Annotated in this window: 16 protein-coding genes and 1 pseudogene; 13 read left to right on the top strand and 4 right to left on the bottom strand. The window is 65.2% G+C overall.

The window, feature by feature from the left end; all coding sequences use genetic code 11:
- Positions 1-29: 29 nt before the first annotated feature.
- Positions 30-2,753, bottom strand: coding sequence for a tetratricopeptide repeat protein (locus tag EFAMC2_RS04150; RefSeq protein ID WP_154027388.1), 2,724 nt, complete (start codon positions 2,751-2,753; stop codon positions 30-32).
- Positions 2,754-3,000: 247 nt separating this feature from the next.
- Here EFAMC2_RS04150 and EFAMC2_RS04145 point away from each other — a divergent pair, with 247 nt between their 5' ends.
- Positions 3,001-4,341 carry a threonine/serine exporter ThrE family protein gene (locus tag EFAMC2_RS04145; RefSeq protein WP_261980059.1) on the top strand — a complete coding sequence of 447 codons (1,341 nt, stop codon included), beginning with the start codon at positions 3,001-3,003 and terminating at the stop codon, positions 4,339-4,341.
- Positions 4,342-4,439: 98 nt separating this feature from the next.
- A complete protein-coding gene (locus EFAMC2_RS04140) occupies positions 4,440-4,820 on the top strand; it encodes a hypothetical protein (RefSeq protein WP_154027386.1) in 381 nt (126 codons plus the stop codon).
- A 91-nt stretch (positions 4,821-4,911) separates the two neighbouring features.
- Here the strand turns inward: EFAMC2_RS04140 and EFAMC2_RS04135 are convergent, their stop codons facing one another.
- The 3 genes from EFAMC2_RS04135 to serC all read right to left on the bottom strand — a co-directional run bounded on the left by EFAMC2_RS04135 (position 4,912) and on the right by serC (position 8,287).
- Positions 4,912-5,655: a DUF1015 domain-containing protein gene (locus EFAMC2_RS04135; RefSeq protein WP_154027384.1), complete on the bottom strand. Its 744-nt coding sequence runs from the start codon at positions 5,653-5,655 to the stop codon at positions 4,912-4,914.
- Positions 5,656-5,869: 214 nt separating this feature from the next.
- Positions 5,870-7,033 carry a phosphoglycerate dehydrogenase gene (locus tag EFAMC2_RS04130; RefSeq protein WP_154027382.1) on the bottom strand — a complete coding sequence of 388 codons (1,164 nt, stop codon included), beginning with the start codon at positions 7,031-7,033 and terminating at the stop codon, positions 5,870-5,872.
- A gap of 153 nt (positions 7,034-7,186) precedes the next feature.
- Positions 7,187-8,287 (bottom strand): 3-phosphoserine/phosphohydroxythreonine transaminase, encoded by a 1,101-nt coding sequence (serC, locus tag EFAMC2_RS04125; RefSeq protein ID WP_154027380.1) that lies wholly within the window; start codon positions 8,285-8,287, stop codon positions 7,187-7,189.
- A 623-nt stretch (positions 8,288-8,910) separates the two neighbouring features.
- Between serC and EFAMC2_RS04120 the strand changes: the two genes are divergently transcribed.
- From EFAMC2_RS04120 to EFAMC2_RS04075, 11 genes and pseudogenes are all read left to right on the top strand, one after another.
- A complete protein-coding gene (locus EFAMC2_RS04120; protein WP_154027378.1) occupies positions 8,911-9,570 on the top strand; it encodes a transcriptional regulator in 660 nt (219 codons plus the stop codon).
- Positions 9,571-9,579: 9 nt separating this feature from the next.
- Positions 9,580-9,882 (top strand): annotated as a pseudogene (locus EFAMC2_RS10440) (molybdopterin cofactor-binding domain-containing protein); the annotation flags it as partial.
- 32 nt (positions 9,883-9,914) lie between these two features.
- Entirely contained in the window at positions 9,915-10,094 is a 180-nt protein-coding gene (locus EFAMC2_RS10290) for a hypothetical protein (RefSeq protein ID WP_261980077.1), read from the top strand.
- A gap of 1 nt (position 10,095) precedes the next feature.
- Positions 10,096-10,557 carry an FAD binding domain-containing protein gene (locus EFAMC2_RS04110; RefSeq protein ID WP_154027376.1) on the top strand — a complete coding sequence of 154 codons (462 nt, stop codon included), beginning with the start codon at positions 10,096-10,098 and terminating at the stop codon, positions 10,555-10,557.
- Positions 10,545-11,009, top strand: coding sequence for a (2Fe-2S)-binding protein (locus EFAMC2_RS04105; RefSeq protein ID WP_261980058.1), 465 nt, complete (start codon positions 10,545-10,547; stop codon positions 11,007-11,009). Before EFAMC2_RS04110 ends, EFAMC2_RS04105 begins: the two co-directional genes overlap by 13 nt.
- A 400-nt stretch (positions 11,010-11,409) precedes the next feature.
- Positions 11,410-12,930, top strand: coding sequence for a uracil-xanthine permease family protein (locus tag EFAMC2_RS04100; RefSeq protein ID WP_154027374.1), 1,521 nt, complete (start codon positions 11,410-11,412; stop codon positions 12,928-12,930).
- A 267-nt stretch (positions 12,931-13,197) separates the two neighbouring features.
- On the top strand, positions 13,198-14,700 hold the full coding sequence (locus EFAMC2_RS04095; RefSeq protein ID WP_261980073.1) for an ABC transporter ATP-binding protein: 1,503 nt from the start codon (positions 13,198-13,200) through the stop codon (positions 14,698-14,700).
- A gap of 9 nt (positions 14,701-14,709) precedes the next feature.
- Positions 14,710-15,804: an ABC transporter permease gene (locus EFAMC2_RS04090; RefSeq protein WP_154027370.1), complete on the top strand. Its 1,095-nt coding sequence runs from the start codon at positions 14,710-14,712 to the stop codon at positions 15,802-15,804.
- The gene (locus EFAMC2_RS04085; protein WP_154027368.1) at positions 15,804-16,739 is read left to right on the top strand and encodes an ABC transporter permease; all 936 of its coding nucleotides are present in this window, start codon (positions 15,804-15,806) and stop codon (positions 16,737-16,739) included. Before EFAMC2_RS04090 ends, EFAMC2_RS04085 begins: the two co-directional genes overlap by 1 nt.
- A 96-nt stretch (positions 16,740-16,835) precedes the next feature.
- Entirely contained in the window at positions 16,836-17,951 is a 1,116-nt protein-coding gene (locus EFAMC2_RS04080; protein WP_154027366.1) for a BMP family protein, read from the top strand.
- A gap of 372 nt (positions 17,952-18,323) precedes the next feature.
- Positions 18,324-18,851 (top strand): nucleoside deaminase, encoded by a 528-nt coding sequence (locus tag EFAMC2_RS04075; RefSeq protein ID WP_154027364.1) that lies wholly within the window; start codon positions 18,324-18,326, stop codon positions 18,849-18,851.
- Positions 18,852-19,232: the final 381 nt, after the last annotated feature.

Raw genomic sequence — 19,232 nt, 5'->3', positions numbered from 1 at the left:
GCGAGGCGGCCTGCCCGTGTTTGCAGCCGTTACCAGTCTGGGTCGAGCTCGATGGAGTTGGTGACGCCGTGCATGACGTCGTCGCCGGAGAGGGCGCCAAGCAACGCCGCGAAGCTCCTGGCCACGGGAAAGACCTCGGCGTCCGTGGCGCCCTGGGCCGCCTCGAATAGCACGGTAAGGATTTCGTCGGTTGGCGCGAGGGGGATGTCGGCGCGCTCGAGCACGTCCTCGACGTCCTTGGGCTCCACGCCGCCCGTGCCCGTGACGGCGCGCATGGTCTTGAGCTCCACCATCGCCGCGCCCGAGCAGCTTGCGCGGCTCACGGCCGCCTTCTGGTAGCAGGCGTCCGCGAGCTCGGTCTTGCCAAGGCGCCAGTACATGAAGGCGAGCCGGTAGTAGACGACGCCCAGACCCTCGGGATCATAGGCACGCCCGAGCTGGCGAACCAGCTCCTCGGCTGCCTCGTCGCGGCGCTCCAGTACCTCCAGGCAGCGCACCACGCGGAGCGTTCCGGCAATGCAGAACGGGTCCAGGTCCTGGGCGCGTCGGGCAAAGCCGAGTGCCTGGCCGGGGCGGTTGCTGGCCAAAAGCGCCGTGGCCATCAGGAGTTGGGCGTTGTAGTAGGCATCCGGCACGAGGCAGACCTGCTGGCCGTCCGTCGCGAGCAGGCGGTTGTAGAGCGTGCGCTCCACGTAGCCCATGAACTCGCGCCAGGCCACGGCGTCCGTGTCCGTGTAGGTGTCGAGCGCGTCGACGGGGGCAAGGGCCTCCGTGAGCACGTCCACCGCCTCGCTGGCGCGGCCGGCCCTGAGGAGGCTCGCCGCGCGCTCGCAGGCGCGCGAGAGGTCGTCGCCAAAGATGAACTCGTCCGAGAAGGCGAGGGCGTCGCTGTCTGGAAGGCTTCCGTCGATGAGGCGCTCGGCCGTACGCTCGCCCGCCTCGCGAACCGAGGGGTCCTTGTCGCCCTGCGTGAGGTCGAGGATCTCGCGCACGTTGTGCTCGGTGGAGGTTCCCAGCGTGCGGGCCAAGACCTGGGCCATCTCGGCACGGTGCGCATTCTCGTTGATGGCGAGGTCGCTCACGCGCGTGACGCCGAGGAGCCGCGACTCAAAGCGCGGCAGGATGCGGTTGGAAAGGTCTACGGACTCGTAGCGCGTGCGCGGGCAGAAGCGCTCGGAGTCGAGCGAAAAGCCCTGTTCCACCTCCTGTAGCACGCCGCCCTCGAGCCGCATGCGAAAGCCGAGCATGCGACAGACGGACTCGGGGTTGAACGGCGCGGAGAGGTCGAACTCGCCGAGGCGCTCGCGCTCGACGTCGCCCGAGAGTAGGCACGCGTGGCGCGTGGGCGAGTCCTCCGAGACGGCTACGAAGACGTGGCAGAGGCGCCTCGAGCAGCGGAAGGCGTGGCTGGCCAGCAGCAGGGCCGTCCGCATGGCGTAGGCGCTCGCCGCCTGCTCGCGCATCTGGCGCGTGGCGGGAATGACGCGGCCCAGCTCCTCGGACCACACCGAGGCGGGGAACACGTTCCACGGCACGTGCTTGATCGCGATGGCGGCGTCTCCGCCCATCAGGTTTACGCGGAAGCTTGCGCTGAGCCGCACGGGAAGACGGAACGTCTCTATGCCGGCCGCGATGGCCTGGCGGGCGCCCCACTCGCCCAGCACGTCTGACATGCTGGCGCGGCGGATGGGCGAGGACCCGAGCTGCGCGGTGATGGAGGAGGCGAGGGCCTGGTTGAAGCGGTAGCAGTCCTCGAGCGAAGGCGATGGGCTGGCGGTGCGGGATGCGTTCTGAAGGGCGGTGTCCGACGCGTGCGGCTCCGCCTCGCTGGGTTTGTGGCGCCGCGGGGCGCCGGTCTCGGCCACGCCACCGGCAACGTCTCCGTCGTCTGCCTGGGCGTCCCGCACAAGGTGCTCCCAGGCAAACAGGGTGCGGTTGAGGGCGCTTTCGACGGCGAGCACGCGCACCATGTCCGGCCAAGCGATCGAGGAATCGTTGACGCGCAGGTAGAACGTCTTGCTGCGGCTGGGGAGCACGACGGTGACGTCGGGCGTGCCGGCGTCCTTGGAGAAGAGGCCCGCCTCGTCGAGCGCGCGGGCGAGGTAGGAGTCGAGGCTCGAGGGCTCGATGCCCCCGTCGTCTGCCGCATGGGCTTCGGCGGTGCGTATGCGGCCAGCCTCGTGCTTGAGGTCTGAGATGGGGTCTGCGCTGCGCAGGAGCGTGGCGGTGAGCTCCTCCATGTCGAGCGGGGCGGCGTGCTCAGGTGCGGCGGGCTCTGGTGCGGCGTCGGGCTCTGGTGCGGCGGGCGCGCCGTGCGAGGCAGTCGCAAGTTCGGTGGCCTCGGGCGTTGCGACGAATTCGGCGGCACTCGAGTCGGCAGCGAGTGCGGATGCCTCTGCCGTTACGGAGGGGCCTGCCGCCACGGCGATGGCCCCCTTGCCATCTCGGGGGCTGGCCGCCTTGGTAGTGGCCTCCTTGCTATCCTTGGCTCCATCCGCCTTGGCAACGGCCTTGTTGCCATCCTGGGCTCCGGCAGCTGAAGAGGTGCCATTAACCTCGGACTTTCTGAGCGTGGGCTGCGGGTTTGCGGCTTCCGAGCCCTCGGCAGCGTGTGCGGCCTCCTCTCGTGCCCCCTCGGCGTCCTTGCGCTCGGATTCCCGCTCGGCGATGCACAGGCGCACGACGACGGTGATCGTAAAGGCCATGGCGGCTCCCAGCGCAAATGCCGCCAGCGCCCACTTGCCAGAATCCATGACCTCTCCTTCGCCTTCGTTTGTCATCGGTGGTATCTGCTCATCATACCCACCTTGGCTCGCGCGGGGCGTTCGCGGCGAAGTAGTATGCTCGATCGAAACGTTTAACTACCGCTCGTCCTTGCCGCCTCGGTACGGGCGGCGACGCGCGGGCCTCAGCTCTACGGAAGGTTGGCTCATGGGTCCGGTGACCGTTGGCAGGATTGGGATGCATCACCATCATCAGAATTCGGGCCATGGGGTGAGGATGCGCCCCCATCACATGCAGGCCGCCTGGCACGAGGTCGTTGCCGCGGGCGACATGCCGGCGGTGCAGGCGCCCCTGCCCGACAAGTCAACCATCATCTGTCGCACGGGTCTGCTGGCCCTCGCGAGCGGCACGGGCGCCTGGCGGGTGCGCGACACGATGAACCGCGTCGCGAGCGTGTTGGGCGTCACCATCCACGTGGACATCTCGCTGCTCTCGATCGAGTGCACCTGCATCGAGGGTCACGAGAGTTTCAGCGAGGTGGTGAGCCTTGCCACCACGGGCGTCAACACGCACAGGATCTGGCTCATGGAGAACTACCTGCGCGAGGTGGAGACCCTCGGCCGCGAGATCACGGTGCACGGCTACCACGAGCTGCTCGACTTGGTGGAGAAGTCCAAGCCGGATTACACGCCCTGGCAGCTGGGGCTGGCGTCGGGCTTTGCCTGCGGCGCCTTCGTGTTTCTGCTGGGCGGCGGCCCCATCGAGATGTTCTGCGCTACGGTGGGCGCGGGCCTTGGCAACTTCGTGCGCGCACGCATGGGCAGGCGCAAGATCGGGCAGTACAGCGGCATCGCCTGTGGCGTCGCCGTTGCGTGCGTGGCGTACCTCGTCATCCTGATGCTCCTGGGAATGGCGGTGCCGGGCGCCATGTCCCACCAGGCGGGCTACATCGGCGCCATGCTGTTCGTTATTCCCGGGTTCCCGCTCATCACGAGCGGGCTCGACATCGCCAAGCTCGACATGCGCAGCGGCATCGAGCGCCTCACCTTCGCGGTGTCCGTCATCGTCCTGGCAACGCTCGTGGGCTGGCTCGTCGCCGAGGTGGTGGGGCTTGCCCCGGACGACTTCCAGCCGCTGGGGCTTGCGCCGTGGTTCACGACGCTGTTGAGGCTCACGATGAGCTTCGTGGGCGTCTTTGGCTTCTCGGTCATGTTCAACAGCCCAGCGAAGATGGCCGCGACGGCGGGAGTCATCGGCATGATTTCCAATACGCTGAGGCTGTCGCTCGTTGACCTCCCAACGCTTCTGCCGGGGCTTGGGCTCTCCGCGGGCGTGCCGCCCGAGGCGGCGGCGTTTATCGGCGCCCTCTGCTCGGGGCTCCTTGCGGCGGTGCTGGGGCTGCATACGAGCTTCCCGCGCATTTCGCTCACGGTGCCCAGCATCGTGATCATGGTGCCGGGCCTGTATATGTATCGCGCGATTTACTATATGTGCGTGTTCGACACGCTCAACATGATGGGGTGGATGATTCGCGCCGTCCTCATCGTGGCCTTCCTGCCGGTGGGCCTGGGCGTGGCACGCTCCATCACCGACCCTCGCTGGCGTCATACGAGCTAGCTGGGCAGGGTAGCGGAGTCGGTCGGCGCGCCTGGGCTGGTGTGACGTGCCTGCCGGGTTTCCGGCGTGGGAGACAACGAAGAGCTTGAGGAGACAACATGGACGTCCAGACGATTGCCGTCACGGTTGCCGAGGCCGTTCAGGCGGCGCCCGAGCGAGCCCAGGAGCTCATTGCCCATCCACGTGAGGCGGTTGAGGCCATCACCGGCGCGGGCGGCTTTGATGTCACGGAGGTCGTGCAGGCAACGCTTGCCAGGCTTGCGGAGACGGGCATGGACCTCTCGTTCGTTGATTTGTCGCAGTTGAACCTCGCGGAGATCGACGTCTCCAAGCTCGATATTGCGCAGCTCCAGGGCGCTGCCGACGCCCTGCACGTCGACATGTCCAAGCTGGACATGGGCGCCATTGCCAGCAAGCTGCTTGGCGGAGGGCTGGGCGGCCTCTTTGGAGGGCTTGGCGGCCTGTTTGGCGGACGATAGCGAAGTCGGCTTAATTAGCATAATCCACTCGCAGCTCGCAGCTCGCAGCTCGCAGCTCGCAGGCCGCAGCTTGAGTTGGGAGCCGAAGGCCTTAGCGAATGCGGTGCATAAGAAGGCCTGCGGGGATGCTGAAGGTGTCGGCGCCGGCCTGATTTTGAGGAATGAGAACCGCAAGCGCGATGTCGCTTGGCGCGGGAATGCCCTGGGTCTTGACGGCTGCGTGATGCTCCCGGGCAAGCGCTATGTCCGCTTCGGCCACCAGGGCATCTGCGCTTGTGGCAAGGGAAAGCCCGAGCGTGCCGTATGTGGCCTTAAGCGCGTCGATAGCCTCGGGACGACTGACTCGCCAGACGGTCAGGCGTTGCCCGCTGGGTCCGTCGAGCGCGTAGAGCGGCGTTGCGGTCTTTGCCGCCCCGAGGATGATGTCGAGCGCGAAGTTGCCGGCGTGCAGAAGCCTGACAGGATGCACCTGAGCCCCTAGACGCTTGATTTCATCAAGAAGGGCGCTCGCGTCTTGGTCGCTGGAGATGTCATCTCTGGTTGCGCCCTCACTGACGCCGGCCTCGACGGCTTGCTCTGAAGAGGATGCCCCTTTGCCGGAATCTCTCGGGGCCGCCTCGTCCGTTGGCATGAGACCCGCCATTTCGTCCACCGGGATGCAGCAAGCGAGTCCCATTGTGGCGCCGGCGACGCCTGCATGCTCAATTACGTAGAGCGCTCGCGAGGCGTCCAGCGTGAAGAGGCTGCTGTCTGCAAGCGCGTCCGGGCCGGCCACGAGGGCATCGGTGATGCGGTCCGGGTTGGGCCGCGTGCAGGAAAAGGGCTGGATGTCCATGCGAAACGCTCCTCTATGACTTCTGGAATGAGGCAGCTCGAATAATGAGTCAAGGTGGATGGCGACCAGGCGGCGGCTGGGCTGAGACGGCGCGCAAAATGAGTCAAAGTAGACGGCAGCAAGGCGGCTGGACTGACTCATCGTCTGCCAAACAAAAGGCCGCGCGAGCTCCCGCAGCTGGGAGTCCGCGCGGCCCTGCGCCGCAAGAAGAATGCTACTTGATCACGCGCACGCGATAGATGGCGGGAATCTGCTTCAGGGCCTCGATCGTGGCGTCCTCGAGGTGCTCGTCGGTGTCGAACATGGTGTAGGCGTTCTCGCCGGCGCTCTCGTTGACCATGCGCTGCACGTTGGCGTTGTCCTTTGCCAGGATTGCCGTGATCTGGCCGATCATGTTGGGCACGTTGGCGTGCAGGCACGCAACGCGACTCGCGGCGCGGGCCTTGCCCATGGAGCACGCCGGGTAGTTCACCGAGTTCGCGATGTTGCCGTTCTCCAGGTAGTCCTTGAGCTCGGAGATGGCCATGTCGGCGCAGTTTGCCTCGGCCTCGCCGGTGCCGGCGCCGGAGTGCGTGGTGATGAAGGTGTTGGGCATCTTGACGGTGCCGGGCGTGGCGAAGTCCGTGGAGAACCAGGAGAGGCGACCGCCGCGCAGGGCAGCGTCCACGGCCTCTTCGTCCACGATGGTCTCGCGCGCGTAGTTGATGAGCACGGCGCCCGGCTTGAGCAGGCCCAGCATGTCCTCATCGATCATGTGGATGGTGTCGGCCTTGCTGGGCACGTGCACGGTCAGGTAGTCGCAGCCGCGGCAGAGGTCCTCGAGCGTGCCCACGCGCTGGATCTCGCGGTTGAGTGCCCAGGCGTGCTCCACGGAGATGAACGGGTCGTAGCCGTAGACGTCCATGCCAAGGTCAACGCAGGCGTTGGCGACCTTGGAGCCCACATTGCCCAGGCCCACCACGCCGATGCGCTTGCCCTTGAGCTCGCGGCCCACGAATGCCTTCTTGGCCTTCTCGGCGTCGACCTGGATGTTGGGGTCCTCCTCGTGCGCGCGCACCCAGTCCATGGACTGCACCACGCCGCGGCTGGAGAGGATGAGCATCGCGATGACGAGCTCCTTTACGGCGTTGGCGTTGGCACCGGGGGAGTTGAAGACCACGACGCCCTTCTTGGCGTACTCGTCGATGGGGATGTTGTTCACGCCGGCGCCGCAGCGGGCGATGGCGCGGATGCCCGCGGGCAGCTCGTAGCCGTGCAGGTCGGTGGAGCGCATGAGGATGGCGTCTGCCTCCTCGGTGGTGTCCACGAAGTCGTAGCCATCGCCGAACTCGACGCTGCCGTCCTTGGTGATGTCGTCGATGGTCTTGATGTGCCTCATCTTTGATTTCCCTTCCCGTCGGCATCTGACTTCCGTGCTCAACGCTCGGACAGTCCCGCTCGTCCGGGGGAGTGGCCCCGGACTCGTGCGGAGCTCGCGCCGAGCGCGGGCGCCAGGTGCCTGAGTGTCAATTCTTGTGCTTGGCTTCTTGGGCTACTTGGCAGGATGACTCGACTCGAACTCCTCCATGTACGATCGTAGGGCACGGACGCCTTCGAGGGGGACGGCGTTGTAGACGCTGGCTCGCATGCCGCCCACGAGGCGGTGGCCCTTGACGCCCGCGAGACCCCGCTCGGTGGCTCCGGCGACGAACTCGGCGTCGAGGGCCTCGTCGCCGGTGCGGAACGTCACGTTGGCGATGGAGCGGCTGGATGGCTGGGCGTGTCCGTGGAAGAGCGTGCTGTGGTCGAGGTAGTCGTAGAGCAGCCGTGACTTCTCAAGGTTGCGCTCGCGCATGGCCGTGAGGCCGCCGGTGCGCTCGACCCAGTGGAACACCTTGTCGCACAGGTAGATGCCGAAGGTGTTGGGCGTGTTGAGCATCGAGCCCTTCTCGGCCTCGACCTTGTAGTCGAGGTAGGTGGGGCAGATGGGCAGCGCCGGGCCGCCTGCGATGAGGTCCTCGCGCACGATGACGACGGTGACGCCGGCCGGGCCCGCATTTTTCTGCGCGCCTGCGTAGACGAGGCCGTAGCGGGTCACGTCGAGCGGCTCGGAGAGGAAGCAGCTCGAGACGTCGGCAACGAGCGGCGTCTCGCCGCACTCCGGCAGCTCGTGGAACTGCGTGCCAAAGATCGTGTTGTTCTGACAGATGTAGACGTAGTCAAGCCCGCCTTTGGCCACGCGCTCGGCAACTGGCGCGAGGTTGGGGATGCGGTCGAAGTTGGTGTCGGCGCTTGTTGCGAGCACCTCGGCCTCGCCATACTTCTGGGCCTCCCTCCAGGCCTTCTTGGCGAAGTTGCCCGTGACGAGGTAGCCGGCGTGGCCGCCTCGCATGAGGTTCATGGGGATGCCCGCGAACTCGAGCGTGGCACCCCCCTGGAGGAACAGCACCCTGTAGGTGTCGGGGATGCCCAGCACGCGGCGCAGGGTTGCCACGGTGTCATCGAAGATTTGCTGGTAGGCGGCAGATCGGTGACTCATCTCAAGCACGCTCATGCCCTGGCCCTTATAGTCGAGCATCTCGTCGGCACACTCGCGCAGCACCTCCTCGGGAAGTGCGGCGGGACCTGCGGAGAAATTGAACACGCGAGCCATGTGGCATCTCCTTCTTCGTCGGCGCTGACCGGCGAGCCTGACGTGCAAGCCGGAGCGGTCCGGCGAGCCTGACGTGCAAGTCTCATAAGGATACTCGGCGCGTCCCCACTTTGATGTTACGGCTTGGTAAACGCCCCTCTTTGGTGTAGGCGGGGGAGTGTCTTTTACCTGGGGACACACATCAACATGTACACCATTCTTGCCGCCCCCTCGTACTGCGCCACGCTGCCCGCCGCCCGCGGGTGTTTGGGCGTGCGGTGAGAAAATGTGCCTCATACCACTCACATGCCGGCGAGCGGTAGGCGAGGAAAAGCGAATGGTGCGGCATTCTTTGGGGCGTGGTGCCCACGGCGGTGCATGCTGGGCCCAACGCTCCTGCTAGAGACCCCTATCTACAGAGGACGCCCCCGACGTTGTCCCTTCATATCCCGCACTTCTGGTCTGATGGGCTAACTTTATATCAGGGGTATCAACATCCGCTGTTAGAATTAGGCAATCAGTCCTGATGCCAAGCCCACGTGTTTAGTTGGGTCCACGGGTTTGACACGACTGCTCTCGTCCGCTCGATCGAAGGCCGGCGTCAAAGAGCCGACACTCGCTCACCCAACCGAAAGACGGCGCTTATGGATGCTTCCCAGATCGACTTCTATACGCGTCTTGCTCACGGCATCGCAGCGCAATTCGGCTCAAACTGCGAGACGGTCGTTCACGACCTCGAGACCAGCGATCCCGCGCGCTCCATCATCGCCATCGAGAACGGCCACGTGACGGGCCGAGCCGTGGGCGACGGGCCGAGCCACGTGGTGCTCGAGGCCATCAAGGCTGGAAGCGTCCACAAGCTCTCCGATCGCCTCGCCTACCTCACGAAGACCTCGGACGGGCGCATCCTGCGTTCCACCACGGTGTTCATCCGCAATGCGGAGGGCCGTACGACGGGCATATTTGGCATCAACTACGACATCACAATGTTGTCGGCTGCGGCCGACGCCCTGAGCAGCCTTACGGGCACCGGCCCCGGCGACGATCCCACCGGAGAACCCGAGCCCATCGTGCGAAACGTGGCCGACCTGCTCGACGACCTCATTGAGCAGAGCGTCGAGCTCGTGGGCAAGCCGGCGGCGCTCATGAACAAGGACGACCGCGTGCGCGCGATCCGCTACCTCAACGACACCGGCGCCTTCCTCATCACCAAGAGCGGTCCCAAGGTCTGCAAGTACTTTGGCATCTCGAAGTACACCCTCTACAGCTACCTCGACGAGGCTAAGGGATCGGGCGAGGCATAGCGCAGCTGGGTGCACCTTGTCTCGCAGCAATACACCGACGTCACGCCGTTCGACACGGGCGCCTATGCCTCGTGCCAGAGCTACGTGAGCGGCCATGCCGTGCGCAAGACCGCCACGACGCTCCGCAAGAACAACCTCGACTTCCTCAACGTGCACGACTCGGACCGCATCCTCGACCCGGCCACGGCCGAGGGCCAGGTTCAGGGCGGCATGGCACAGGGTATCGGTGCCGCGCTCTACGAGGAGCAGCTCGTCGACCCCGCGCCGGGCCGGCTGCGCAACAACAACCTGCTCGACTGCAAGATCCCCTCCTCGATGGACGACCCGAGCTTCGCTGCATCTTCGTGGAGGCCGACGACCCGAGCGGCCCCTACGGCAACAAGGCCCTGGGTGAGCTGCCGCTCATGCCGTTCACGCCCGCCATTCGCAACGCCATCCTCGACGCCACGGGCTGCGCGCTCTACCAGATTCCGATGACCCAGCAGCGGCTGGTCGAGAAGTTTGCCGAAGAGGGGTTGATCTAGCATGTATGACTTCGAGTCCATCCACCTCTCTACCAGCGTTGACGACGCGGTGGCGGCCCTCGTGGCCGATCCGGAAGCCATCATCATCTCGGCTGGCACCGACGTGCTCGCGCAGATTCGCGAGGGCCGGCACGCTGGCCGTACGCTCGTGAGCGTTCACGAGCTGGAGGAGCTCAAGGGCATCCGGATGTGCGACGATGGAACCATCGAGATAGGCGCCGCGTCTACGTTTCGCGAGGTGCATGAGAGCAAGATCGTGGCGCGCTGCCTGCCTGCGCTGTGCATGGCCGCCAATACCCCGGGCGGTCCCCAGCTGCGCGCCGTGGGCACCATCGGCGGCAACGTCTGCAACGGCATCACCTCGGCCGATACGGCCTCGAGCGTGGTGGCCTACGATGCCGTGATGCGTGCGAAAGGAGCCGCGGGCTGGCGTGACGTGCCCGTGGGCGAGTGTTCACCGTGAATGGGCGAGAGACCGAGATCGGCGCCGACGAGCGCGATATGCTGCTCGACACCCTGCGCGACCGTCTGGGGCTCACGAGCGTCAAGCGCGGCCGCGAGGTGGGGGAGTGCGGCGCGTGCACCGTGCTGCTTAATGGTCTTGCCATCGACTCGTGCCTGTACCTCACGGTGTGGTCCGAGGGCGCAGCGATTGTCAACTGCGAGGGGCTCCAGAGTGCCGATGGCTGCCTTACCCTCGTCCAACAGGCCTTTGTTGACGAAGCGGCCATCCAGTGTGGCTTCTGCACGCCGGGCATCATCATGGGTGCCACCGAGATCGTGGGTTCGGGAAAGCACTACAGCCGCGACGAGATCCGCAAGCTCATCTCGGGGCACCCCCTGCCGCTGTACTGGCTACCAGAACATCGTCAACGCCGTCGAGCGCGCGGTAGACGAGTGCGCCGCCGTAGCTGAGCGTCATGCGTGACGCGGCTGGGCGGTGGATTGCGAGCGCGGAAAGTCCCGGTCCCATCTTTCTTGTGGCCCCGCGTCTCATCGTCATATCTTTGCCCGCCGTTCGCCGATTCGTGAACGACGGACATTTGTTTGGACACACGTAGGAAATCTGCATTTTTAACAATTAGTTAGGTAGAAAGATTATCCGTTTGGTTCAATGCCGCTCGTCAAGGGAAGGTCAGCGCCCTTGGTCAGATTGGTGAGAATGAGCATCACGGGTGACTTGTGCGGGCGTATTGTTCGGTTCGGCCCGGGTCCCAAGATGGGGCGACAAGCCGCTACGCCACGAGCGTCCAGATACCAAGGGGAGGGCTGCATGCCGTGGCCCTGCCGCCGAACTGTCGAAGGGAACGTGCCGATGCCCGATACATCTGTAGCCAATGGGGGAGTGTCGTGCGAGGGCGCGGGAGAGTCATCGGAGCGTGCCACTCGGGCCACCCGAGCCGGTGAGGTCTCGCAGGAGCGCACGCAAAAGCGCACGGACGTGCACGCCAGCAAGGTCGAGGAGAAGGCCGCGCTGTTCAGGCGAGGCGGCATGCCTCCCGTCAAGGACCTCATCCCCATCACCCTGCAGCACGTGCTGTCATCGTTTGCCGGCGTCATCGCCCCGGCCATCATCATCGCCGGCGTGTGCAACTTCTCCGAGGAGCAGGAGACGGCCATCATCCAGGTGGCGCTCATCCTGTCGGCCATCGATACCATCCTGCAGCAGTTTCCGCTGTTTGGGCGCATCGGGAGCGGCCTGCCCATCCTCACGGGCGTCTCGTTCGCGTTCCTCCCGGCCTTCCAGGCCGTTGGCATCGAGTTTGGGTTCCCCACGCTGCTCGGCGCCGAGCTCGTGGGCGGGACGGTGGCCATCCTGTTCGGCACGTTCTACCCCAAGGTGAAGTGGCTGTTCCCGTCGCTGGTTACGGGCACCGTCATCTTCACCATCGGCGTGTCCCTGTATCCCACGGCCATCAAGTACATCGCCGGCGGCGTGGGAACCCCGGGCTTCGGTGGGGTTCAGAACTGGGTCGTGGGCCTCGTCACGTTTGCCGCGGTTTTTGGGTTCTCCAACTTTGGCAAGGGCATCCTCAAGCTCGGCGGCATCTTCTTTGGCATGCTCGTGGGCGTGCTCATCTCCCTGCCGCTTGGGATGGTCGACCCCTCGGGTGTGGCAAGCGCCGGCTGGTTTGCTCTGCCTGGGTTCCTGCCGTTCGGGATCGTCTTCAACCCGGCAGCATGCCTCACGCTCGCAGTGGTCTACGTGATGGTGAACGTGCAGCTCATCGGCGACCTCTCGGCGGCCACGATGGGCAGCATGGACCGCATGCCCAACGCGCGCGAGATCGGCGGGGCGCTCAAGGCCCAGGGACTCGTGAGCATGGTGTCATCGGTGCTGGGCGGCCTTCCCACCTCGGCCTTCGGGCAGAACGTGGGCATCATCGTGTCCACGCGCGTCATCAACCGCTGGGTGTTCGCGGGCGCCGCCGTGGTATTTGCCGCCGCGGGCCTCGTGCCCAAGCTCTCCGCCGTGCTCACGATGATCCCGCAGCCGGTCATCGGCGGAGCCACCATCAGCGTCTTTGGCACCATCACCCTCAACGGCATCCGCATCCTGGTGAAGGACGGCCTCACGCCGCGCGCCTGCACCGTGTTTGGCGTGTCGGTGGCGTTTGGCCTGGGCATCGCACAGGTCACCGGTTCGCTCACTGGCCCCGGCATGCCCGACTGGGTCAACACCATCTTTGGCACGAGCGCCATCACGCCCTGTGCCATCATGGCCATCATCCTTAACAACGTTTTGCCGCCCGAGGACCATAAGCGCGATGCCGACCTGCGCCGTGAGTTCGATGCCTCCGCAGACGCCCCCGAGGGTCCCGAGGGTGTGGCGTAACGGGGTGCCCCCTGATGTACCTTCCAACCAAACGCGCCCTGTAGCTGCGACGATATGCATTTCAGGCTACAACGCGCCGTTTCCGTTTCTCCTAATTTCGCCATATCGCCGCCTTCGACGCAATATGAGCCGTTAGACTGGACATCGAACAAAATGCGCAAACAAAAGTTAAGGGATACGAAATAATTGTCATGTCATCATAGGGCATGATCGCGATGGGGAGCGGGGTCGAGAGCCCGCGTTGGAGAGGAGGCCGTCGTGGCCGAGATGCTCAGGATGGAGGGGGTCAGCAAGTGCTTTGGCTCATTCTATGCCAACAAAGGCGTCACGCTGACCATCGAAGAGGGTGAGGTCCATACCCTGCTCGGCGAGAACGGGGCGGGAAAGTCCACCCTCATGAACGTGCTCATAGGGCTCTACCAGCCCTCTGCCGGCAAGATCTTCATGCACGGCAAGGAGACGAGGATTGCCTCCCCGGCAGAGGCCGTGGCGCTCGGCATCGGCATGGTGCACCAGCACTTCATGCTCGTCGAGGACATGACAGGGCTCGAGAACATCATCTTGGGAGACAAGCGCCATAAGTCGCTCACGCTCAAGATGGCCGAGGACCGCAAGGCCATCGAGGAGCTGATGGGGCGCTATGGCCTCGAGATCGACCTCGACTCCAAGGTCGCTGACATGTCAATCGGCATGCAGCAGCGCGTCGAGATCATGAAGGTGCTGTTCCGCGGCGCCGAGCTGCTCATTCTCGACGAGCCCACCGCCGTCCTCACCGACCTCGAGGTGCAAGGTCTCTTCGACATCATGGAGTCGCTCACTGCCGAGGGCAAGTCGATTATCTTCATCTCGCACAAGATGCGCGAGGTCATGCACATCTCCGACCGCGTCACGGTGCTGCGCCGCGGCGAGGCCGTCGAGACCGTCCGCGTGGCCGACACCACCGAGCAGGAGCTTGCCGACCTCATGATTGGCCAGAAGTTCACCGAGAACAGCTACGAGAAGGTGAGCGAGGTTGGGGCGCCTGAGCTTTCGATCTCGCACGTCTCCTACCACCCCGACGTCAAGCACGGGGGGCTGAAGGACGTCTCGCTCACGATCCATCGCGGCGAGATTCTCGGCGTGGCCGGCATCGACGGCAACGGCCAGTCGCCCCTCGCGGCGCTCGTGACGGGCCTCATCGCGCCCGAGTCCGGCGAGGTCTCGGGCCCCGACGGCAGCAAGATCGCCGTGTTTTCGCCCGAGTCATTCATCAAGGCAGGCCTGGGCAACATTCCCGAGGACCGCAACAAGATGGGCCTCGTGGGCGAGATGACGGTCGCCGAGAACCTCGTGCTCAAGCAGACCAACTCCGACCGCTTCTCGGTCGGGCACGGCGCGTGGCTCAAGATGGGCGCCATCGCTGAGTTTGCCGAGCGGAAGCGCGAGGAGAACGACATCCGCTGCGCCTCGGTCAACCAGACCGCCCGCAGCCTCTCGGGCGGCAACCAGCAGAAGATCATCCTCGCGCGTGAGCTCGAGGGTGAGCCGTCGCTGCTCGTGGCCGTCTATCCCACGCGCGGCCTCGACATCGGCGCCACCGAGTTCATCCACAACCAGATCGTCGCCCAGCGCGACGCGGGCTGCGCGGTGCTGCTCATCTCGGCGGACTTCGACGAGGTCCTGAAGCTCTCCGACCGCATCGTCGTGCTGTTCGAGGGGCAGATCATGGGAACGTACCCCGGCGCGAATCCCCCCATCAAGGAGATCTCGCTTGCCATGGCGGGTAAATAGGAGGCAACGGTGTCCAAGTCAAAGCAATCGCCTAGCGTGGAGGAGCGGCGCGAGAAGGCCCTCTCGGTCCTTACGCCCATCATCTCCGTGCTGCTCGCCCTCATCGTGGGGGCCATCATCATCCTGGCCCTCGGCAAGAGCCCGCTGCAGGGCTACGGTGCGCTGCTGCAGGGGTCGCTCGGCGACGTGGGCAAGGTCGTCAAGACTCTCGAGCGCTCGTGCCCGCTGATCTTCACGGCCCTCGCGGCGGTGTTCGCCTATAAGTGCGGCGTCTTCAACCTCGGCGGCGAGGGCCAGTTCATCATGGGTGCCTGCGCCTGCGCGACGGTCATCCTGGGACTGGGGCTCACGGGCCCCGTCGCCATGGCGGCGGGCCTCATCGCCGGCCTCATCGTGGGCGGCATCTGGGGTTTGCTCCCGGGCATCATGAAGATCACGCGCGGCCTTAACGAGATGATCACCACGATCATGCTCAACTACGTGGCCCTCTACCTCATGGAGTACGTCTTCAAGAACGTGTTCTCCGACCAGGGACTGCCCAAGACGGTGGCCATTCCCCAAAGCGGGCGGCTGCCCAGCGTCGCCGGCGCCCACCTGGGCGTCCTGATCGCCATCATCCTGGGCGTCTTCCTCTGGTACGTGCTGTTCCGCACGTCGTTTGGCTTCAAGATCCGCGCCACCGGCATGAACCAGATCGCCTCGCGCGTCAACGGCTTCCCGGTGCGCTCGCTCGTCCTGCTATCGTTCGTGATCTCGGGCGCCATCGCGGGCCTGGGCGGCGGCATTGAGCTGCTGGGTCGCGCGCCCTACCGCCTGGCCGATGGCTTCGGCTCGGGCTTTGGCTTCGACGGCGTCGCCATCGCGCTCATCGCGCAGCTCAACCCTGTCGCGTCCATCGTGGTGGCAATCCTTTTCGGCGTCCTGTCCACGGGCGGCACCATGATGCAGAGTGTCATCGGCGTCCCCACCGCCATCATTGAGATCATCCGCGGCATGATCATCATCTTTGCCGTGGCCGGCATGGCCATGATCAAGCTTCCCGCGATCAAGGCCCGCTTCGCATCTGCTGGCTCCAAGACCAAGAAAGCCGAGGCGAGCGCGTAATGGACGTCTTCCTCACTGCTCTGCCTACGATTCTCAAGGCGATGGCGATGGGCGCCGTGCCCATCCTGCTCGCCTCGCTCGGCGAGCTCTTCTCCGAGCGTGCCGGACTGGTGAACATTGGCCTCGAGGGCATCATGGCCGTGGGCGCCTTCGTGGGTTTCGCCGTTGCCAAGATGAGCGGCAACCTCTGGGTGGGCCTCGTGGTGGCCATGGTCGCCGGCGTGCTTGTCAACATGCTCTACGCCTTCTGCACGGTGACGCTGCGCTCCGACCAGGTGGTCACGAGCATGGCCATCAACATCCTCGCGCCCGCCATCGCGCTGTTTGGCTACAACCTCTTCGTGGGCAATAATACCGCCAACGCCACGGGCTCGCAGATGGCAAGCCTCGCGATTCCCGGCCTGGCAGACATCCCGTTTGTGGGCAACGCCCTGTTCAACCAGACGCCCGTGGCCTATCTGGCGTTTCTTCTCGTGCCCGTGGTGGCATGGTTCTTCAAGCGCTTCCGCGCGGGTCTGTCGTTCCGCTCGGTGGGCGAGAATCCGCAGGCGGCCGAGACCCTGGGCATCAATGTCATCGGCATCAAGTACGTGGCGTGCGTGCTGTGCGGCGCGCTGGCCGCTGCCGGCGGTGCCTTCCTCACGCTGTGCTATACGCCTATCTACACTGACGGCATCGTGATGGGCCGCGGCTTCATCGCACTCGCCACGCTCATCTTCGGCCGCTGGAACGCCTACGGCGTGCTCGCCGCGAGCCTGCTCTTTGGCTTCTTCGACGGCACGAGCGTGGCGCTGCAGGCGCAGTTCCAGGCCGCGCCCGTCATGTTCTTCAAGATGATTCCCTACATATTCACCATCGTCGCCCTCATCTTCTTTGGCTCGCGCAACGCCGGCCCCAAGGCGAGCGGCAAGCCCTACATGCGCGAGCAGCGCTAACAGGCACGACGGGGGCCTGGTTGTGCCGGGCTCCCTCAAGGTAGGACCAGATGGGGCGCGTCAGAGCCCCCAGCGATCACAGGAAAGGATCCGACCATGAGCAAGAAGAACCTCCTCTCGACCCCCATTAGCAGGCGCGGCGTTCTCGGGCTTGGCCTGAGCGCGGCGGCGAGCCTGGCGCTCGCGGGCTGTGGCTCGTCTGGCAGCGGAGACGCGGCTGCCGCCTCTGGCTCCGCCTCCACGGGCGACGGCGGCAAGAAGTACAAGGTCGCCATGATCATGAGCGGCACCGTCACCGACGGCGGCTGGGACCAGGGCCACTACGAGTCGCTCAAGCGCGCCATCGAGAGCCATCCCAACTGGGAGATGCTCGAGCCCAAGGAGAACACCGCCGATGCCGACGCGGCCACCGCGGCGCAGTCCTACGTCGACATGGGCGTGAACCTCATCATCGGCAACGGCAACCAGTTCGTCTCCACGTGGGCCGAGGTTGCCTCCGACGCGGCCGACTCCAACCCCGACGTCAACTTCCTCATCACCAACACCAACGCCGACGAGCTCTCCGATTTCCAGAGCCTCGACCACGTGATGACGGTGCTGCCCAACTTCAAGCAGACCGGCGCCTGCGCGGGCGTCGTGGCTGGCCTCATGACCAAGACCAAGTCCATCGGCTTCATCGCGGGCATGAAGCTGCCGTCCTCCACCAAGAAGTACTCGGCGTTCCTCGCCGCGGCCCAGAAGATCGAGCCGAGCATCACCGGCCAGTACAACTTCGAGGCCGGCTTCACCGATGCCTCCTTCGGCACCAAGATGGCCGAGCAGTGGATCAACTCCAACAACGTCGACGTCATGTGGGGCGACGCCTCGGCCGTCGACAACGGCGTGCGCCAGGCCCTCGAGGCCGCTGGTGGCAACACGCACTTCGACATCGCCCAGCCCATCGACATCGTGGGCTCCGACCAGCCCACGGTCATCGTCTCCACCATCACCGACTGGATGATTGGCTCGGCCATGGACAAGGTCGAGGACGGCTCCTTCGGCGGCGGTGACTCGCTCGAGGCCAACATGGGTAACGGCGGCATCTCGCTGGGCAAGTTCTCCGACAAGGTCCCGGCTGACGTCCAGGAGAAGGTCAAGGGCTATCTCGACGAGATCAAGGCTGACACCTTCATCACCGACGATGAGGTCTCCGCGATCGAGTCTGGGCTGTAGGCCATCCTGCGCGCGGGTTCCCGGTCTGTTCCGGGCGCCCGCACCGCGGGGCGTGTGACGTGGGCGGGTGTTATCCTTTGCCTGAGTCGCGGCTCCGTGACTTGGCTCGCTGGGCCTCTTGAGGAGGACCGCGAGGGTAGACCCGCGAGGGTTCTCGCACAACCGAAGTTCCACCATGCCTTCCGGCGTCTGCCGGTCACGCGTGCCACGAGGTAGCCACGTGAGCATGACAGGGAAGCCCACAGACGATGCCGCCCCATCGTCTGTGGGCTTTACCGTTTTTTTATTGGCGTCACGAGGGTTGGCTGGGCCGGGCGCGACCCCCGCGCGTGGGGTCCAGTCGCGACGTGACACGGACGAAAGGCAAGAGACATGACAGCAGAAGAGCCCTCTTGGGCGGTTGCACGGCGCGCGAGTTATACGCACGAGGAGGACGTGGCGTTCTTGCGCCAAGCGATCGAGGTGTCGCGCCACTCGCGTGAGCACGGCAACACCCCGTTTGGGGCCATCCTCGTGAACGAGCACAAGGAGGTGGCCCTTGCGCAGGAAAACGTCGAGATCGACACGCACAAGTGCACGGGGCATGCCGAGACGCAGCTGTGCGAGGCGGCCTCCCAGCGCTTCGACCACGACTACCTGTGGCAGTGCACGCTCTACACCACCGGCGAGCCCTGCGCCATGTGCACCGGGGCCATCTACTGGGCAAACATCGGGCGCGTCGTCTACGCGATGACGGAGCGCGACATCCTCGCGCAGACGGGATCGTCGGAGCAGAACCCGACGCTCGACACGCCTTGCCGTTCCATCTTTGCCACGAGCCAGAAGGACATCGAGGTTGTGGGTCCCTTCCCCGAGCTCGTGGAAGAGGCCGCGGCGGTGCATGCCGGCTACTGGAACTAACGAGTGGCTAGCGAGTGGCTGGCGGGCGGCTGACGGGCGGCTGGCGTCAGGCTTGCGAGCAACCAGCGATTAATTGTTGATCAACCAAGACAGAAGGAGATTCCCATGACCAAGTCCATCTCACGCCGTTGTGCACTCAAGCTCGGGTTTATTGGCACCGCCGGGGCCATGGCGTCGCTTGTGGGCTGCGGCGGCAGCTCGAATGACGCGGCCGCATCCGGCGATGCTTCCACCACCCAGGGTAGCTACAAGGTGGCGCTCGTCATCAGCGGGCCCAAGAATGATGGCGGCTGGGGCCAGGGGCACTACGAGTCGCTCAAGGCGGCAGTCGAGAGCCATCCCAATTGGGAGATGCTTGAGCCCAAGGAGAACACCGCCGAC

Origin of the sequence: Olsenella uli, from assembly GCF_901212655.1 — a bacterium.
In the GTDB taxonomy this organism is placed as follows: Bacteria; Actinomycetota; Coriobacteriia; order Coriobacteriales; family Atopobiaceae; genus Parolsenella; species Parolsenella uli_A.
The sequence above is the reverse complement of the archived record's forward strand: the minus strand, read 5'-3'. Positions and strand labels throughout refer to the sequence as shown.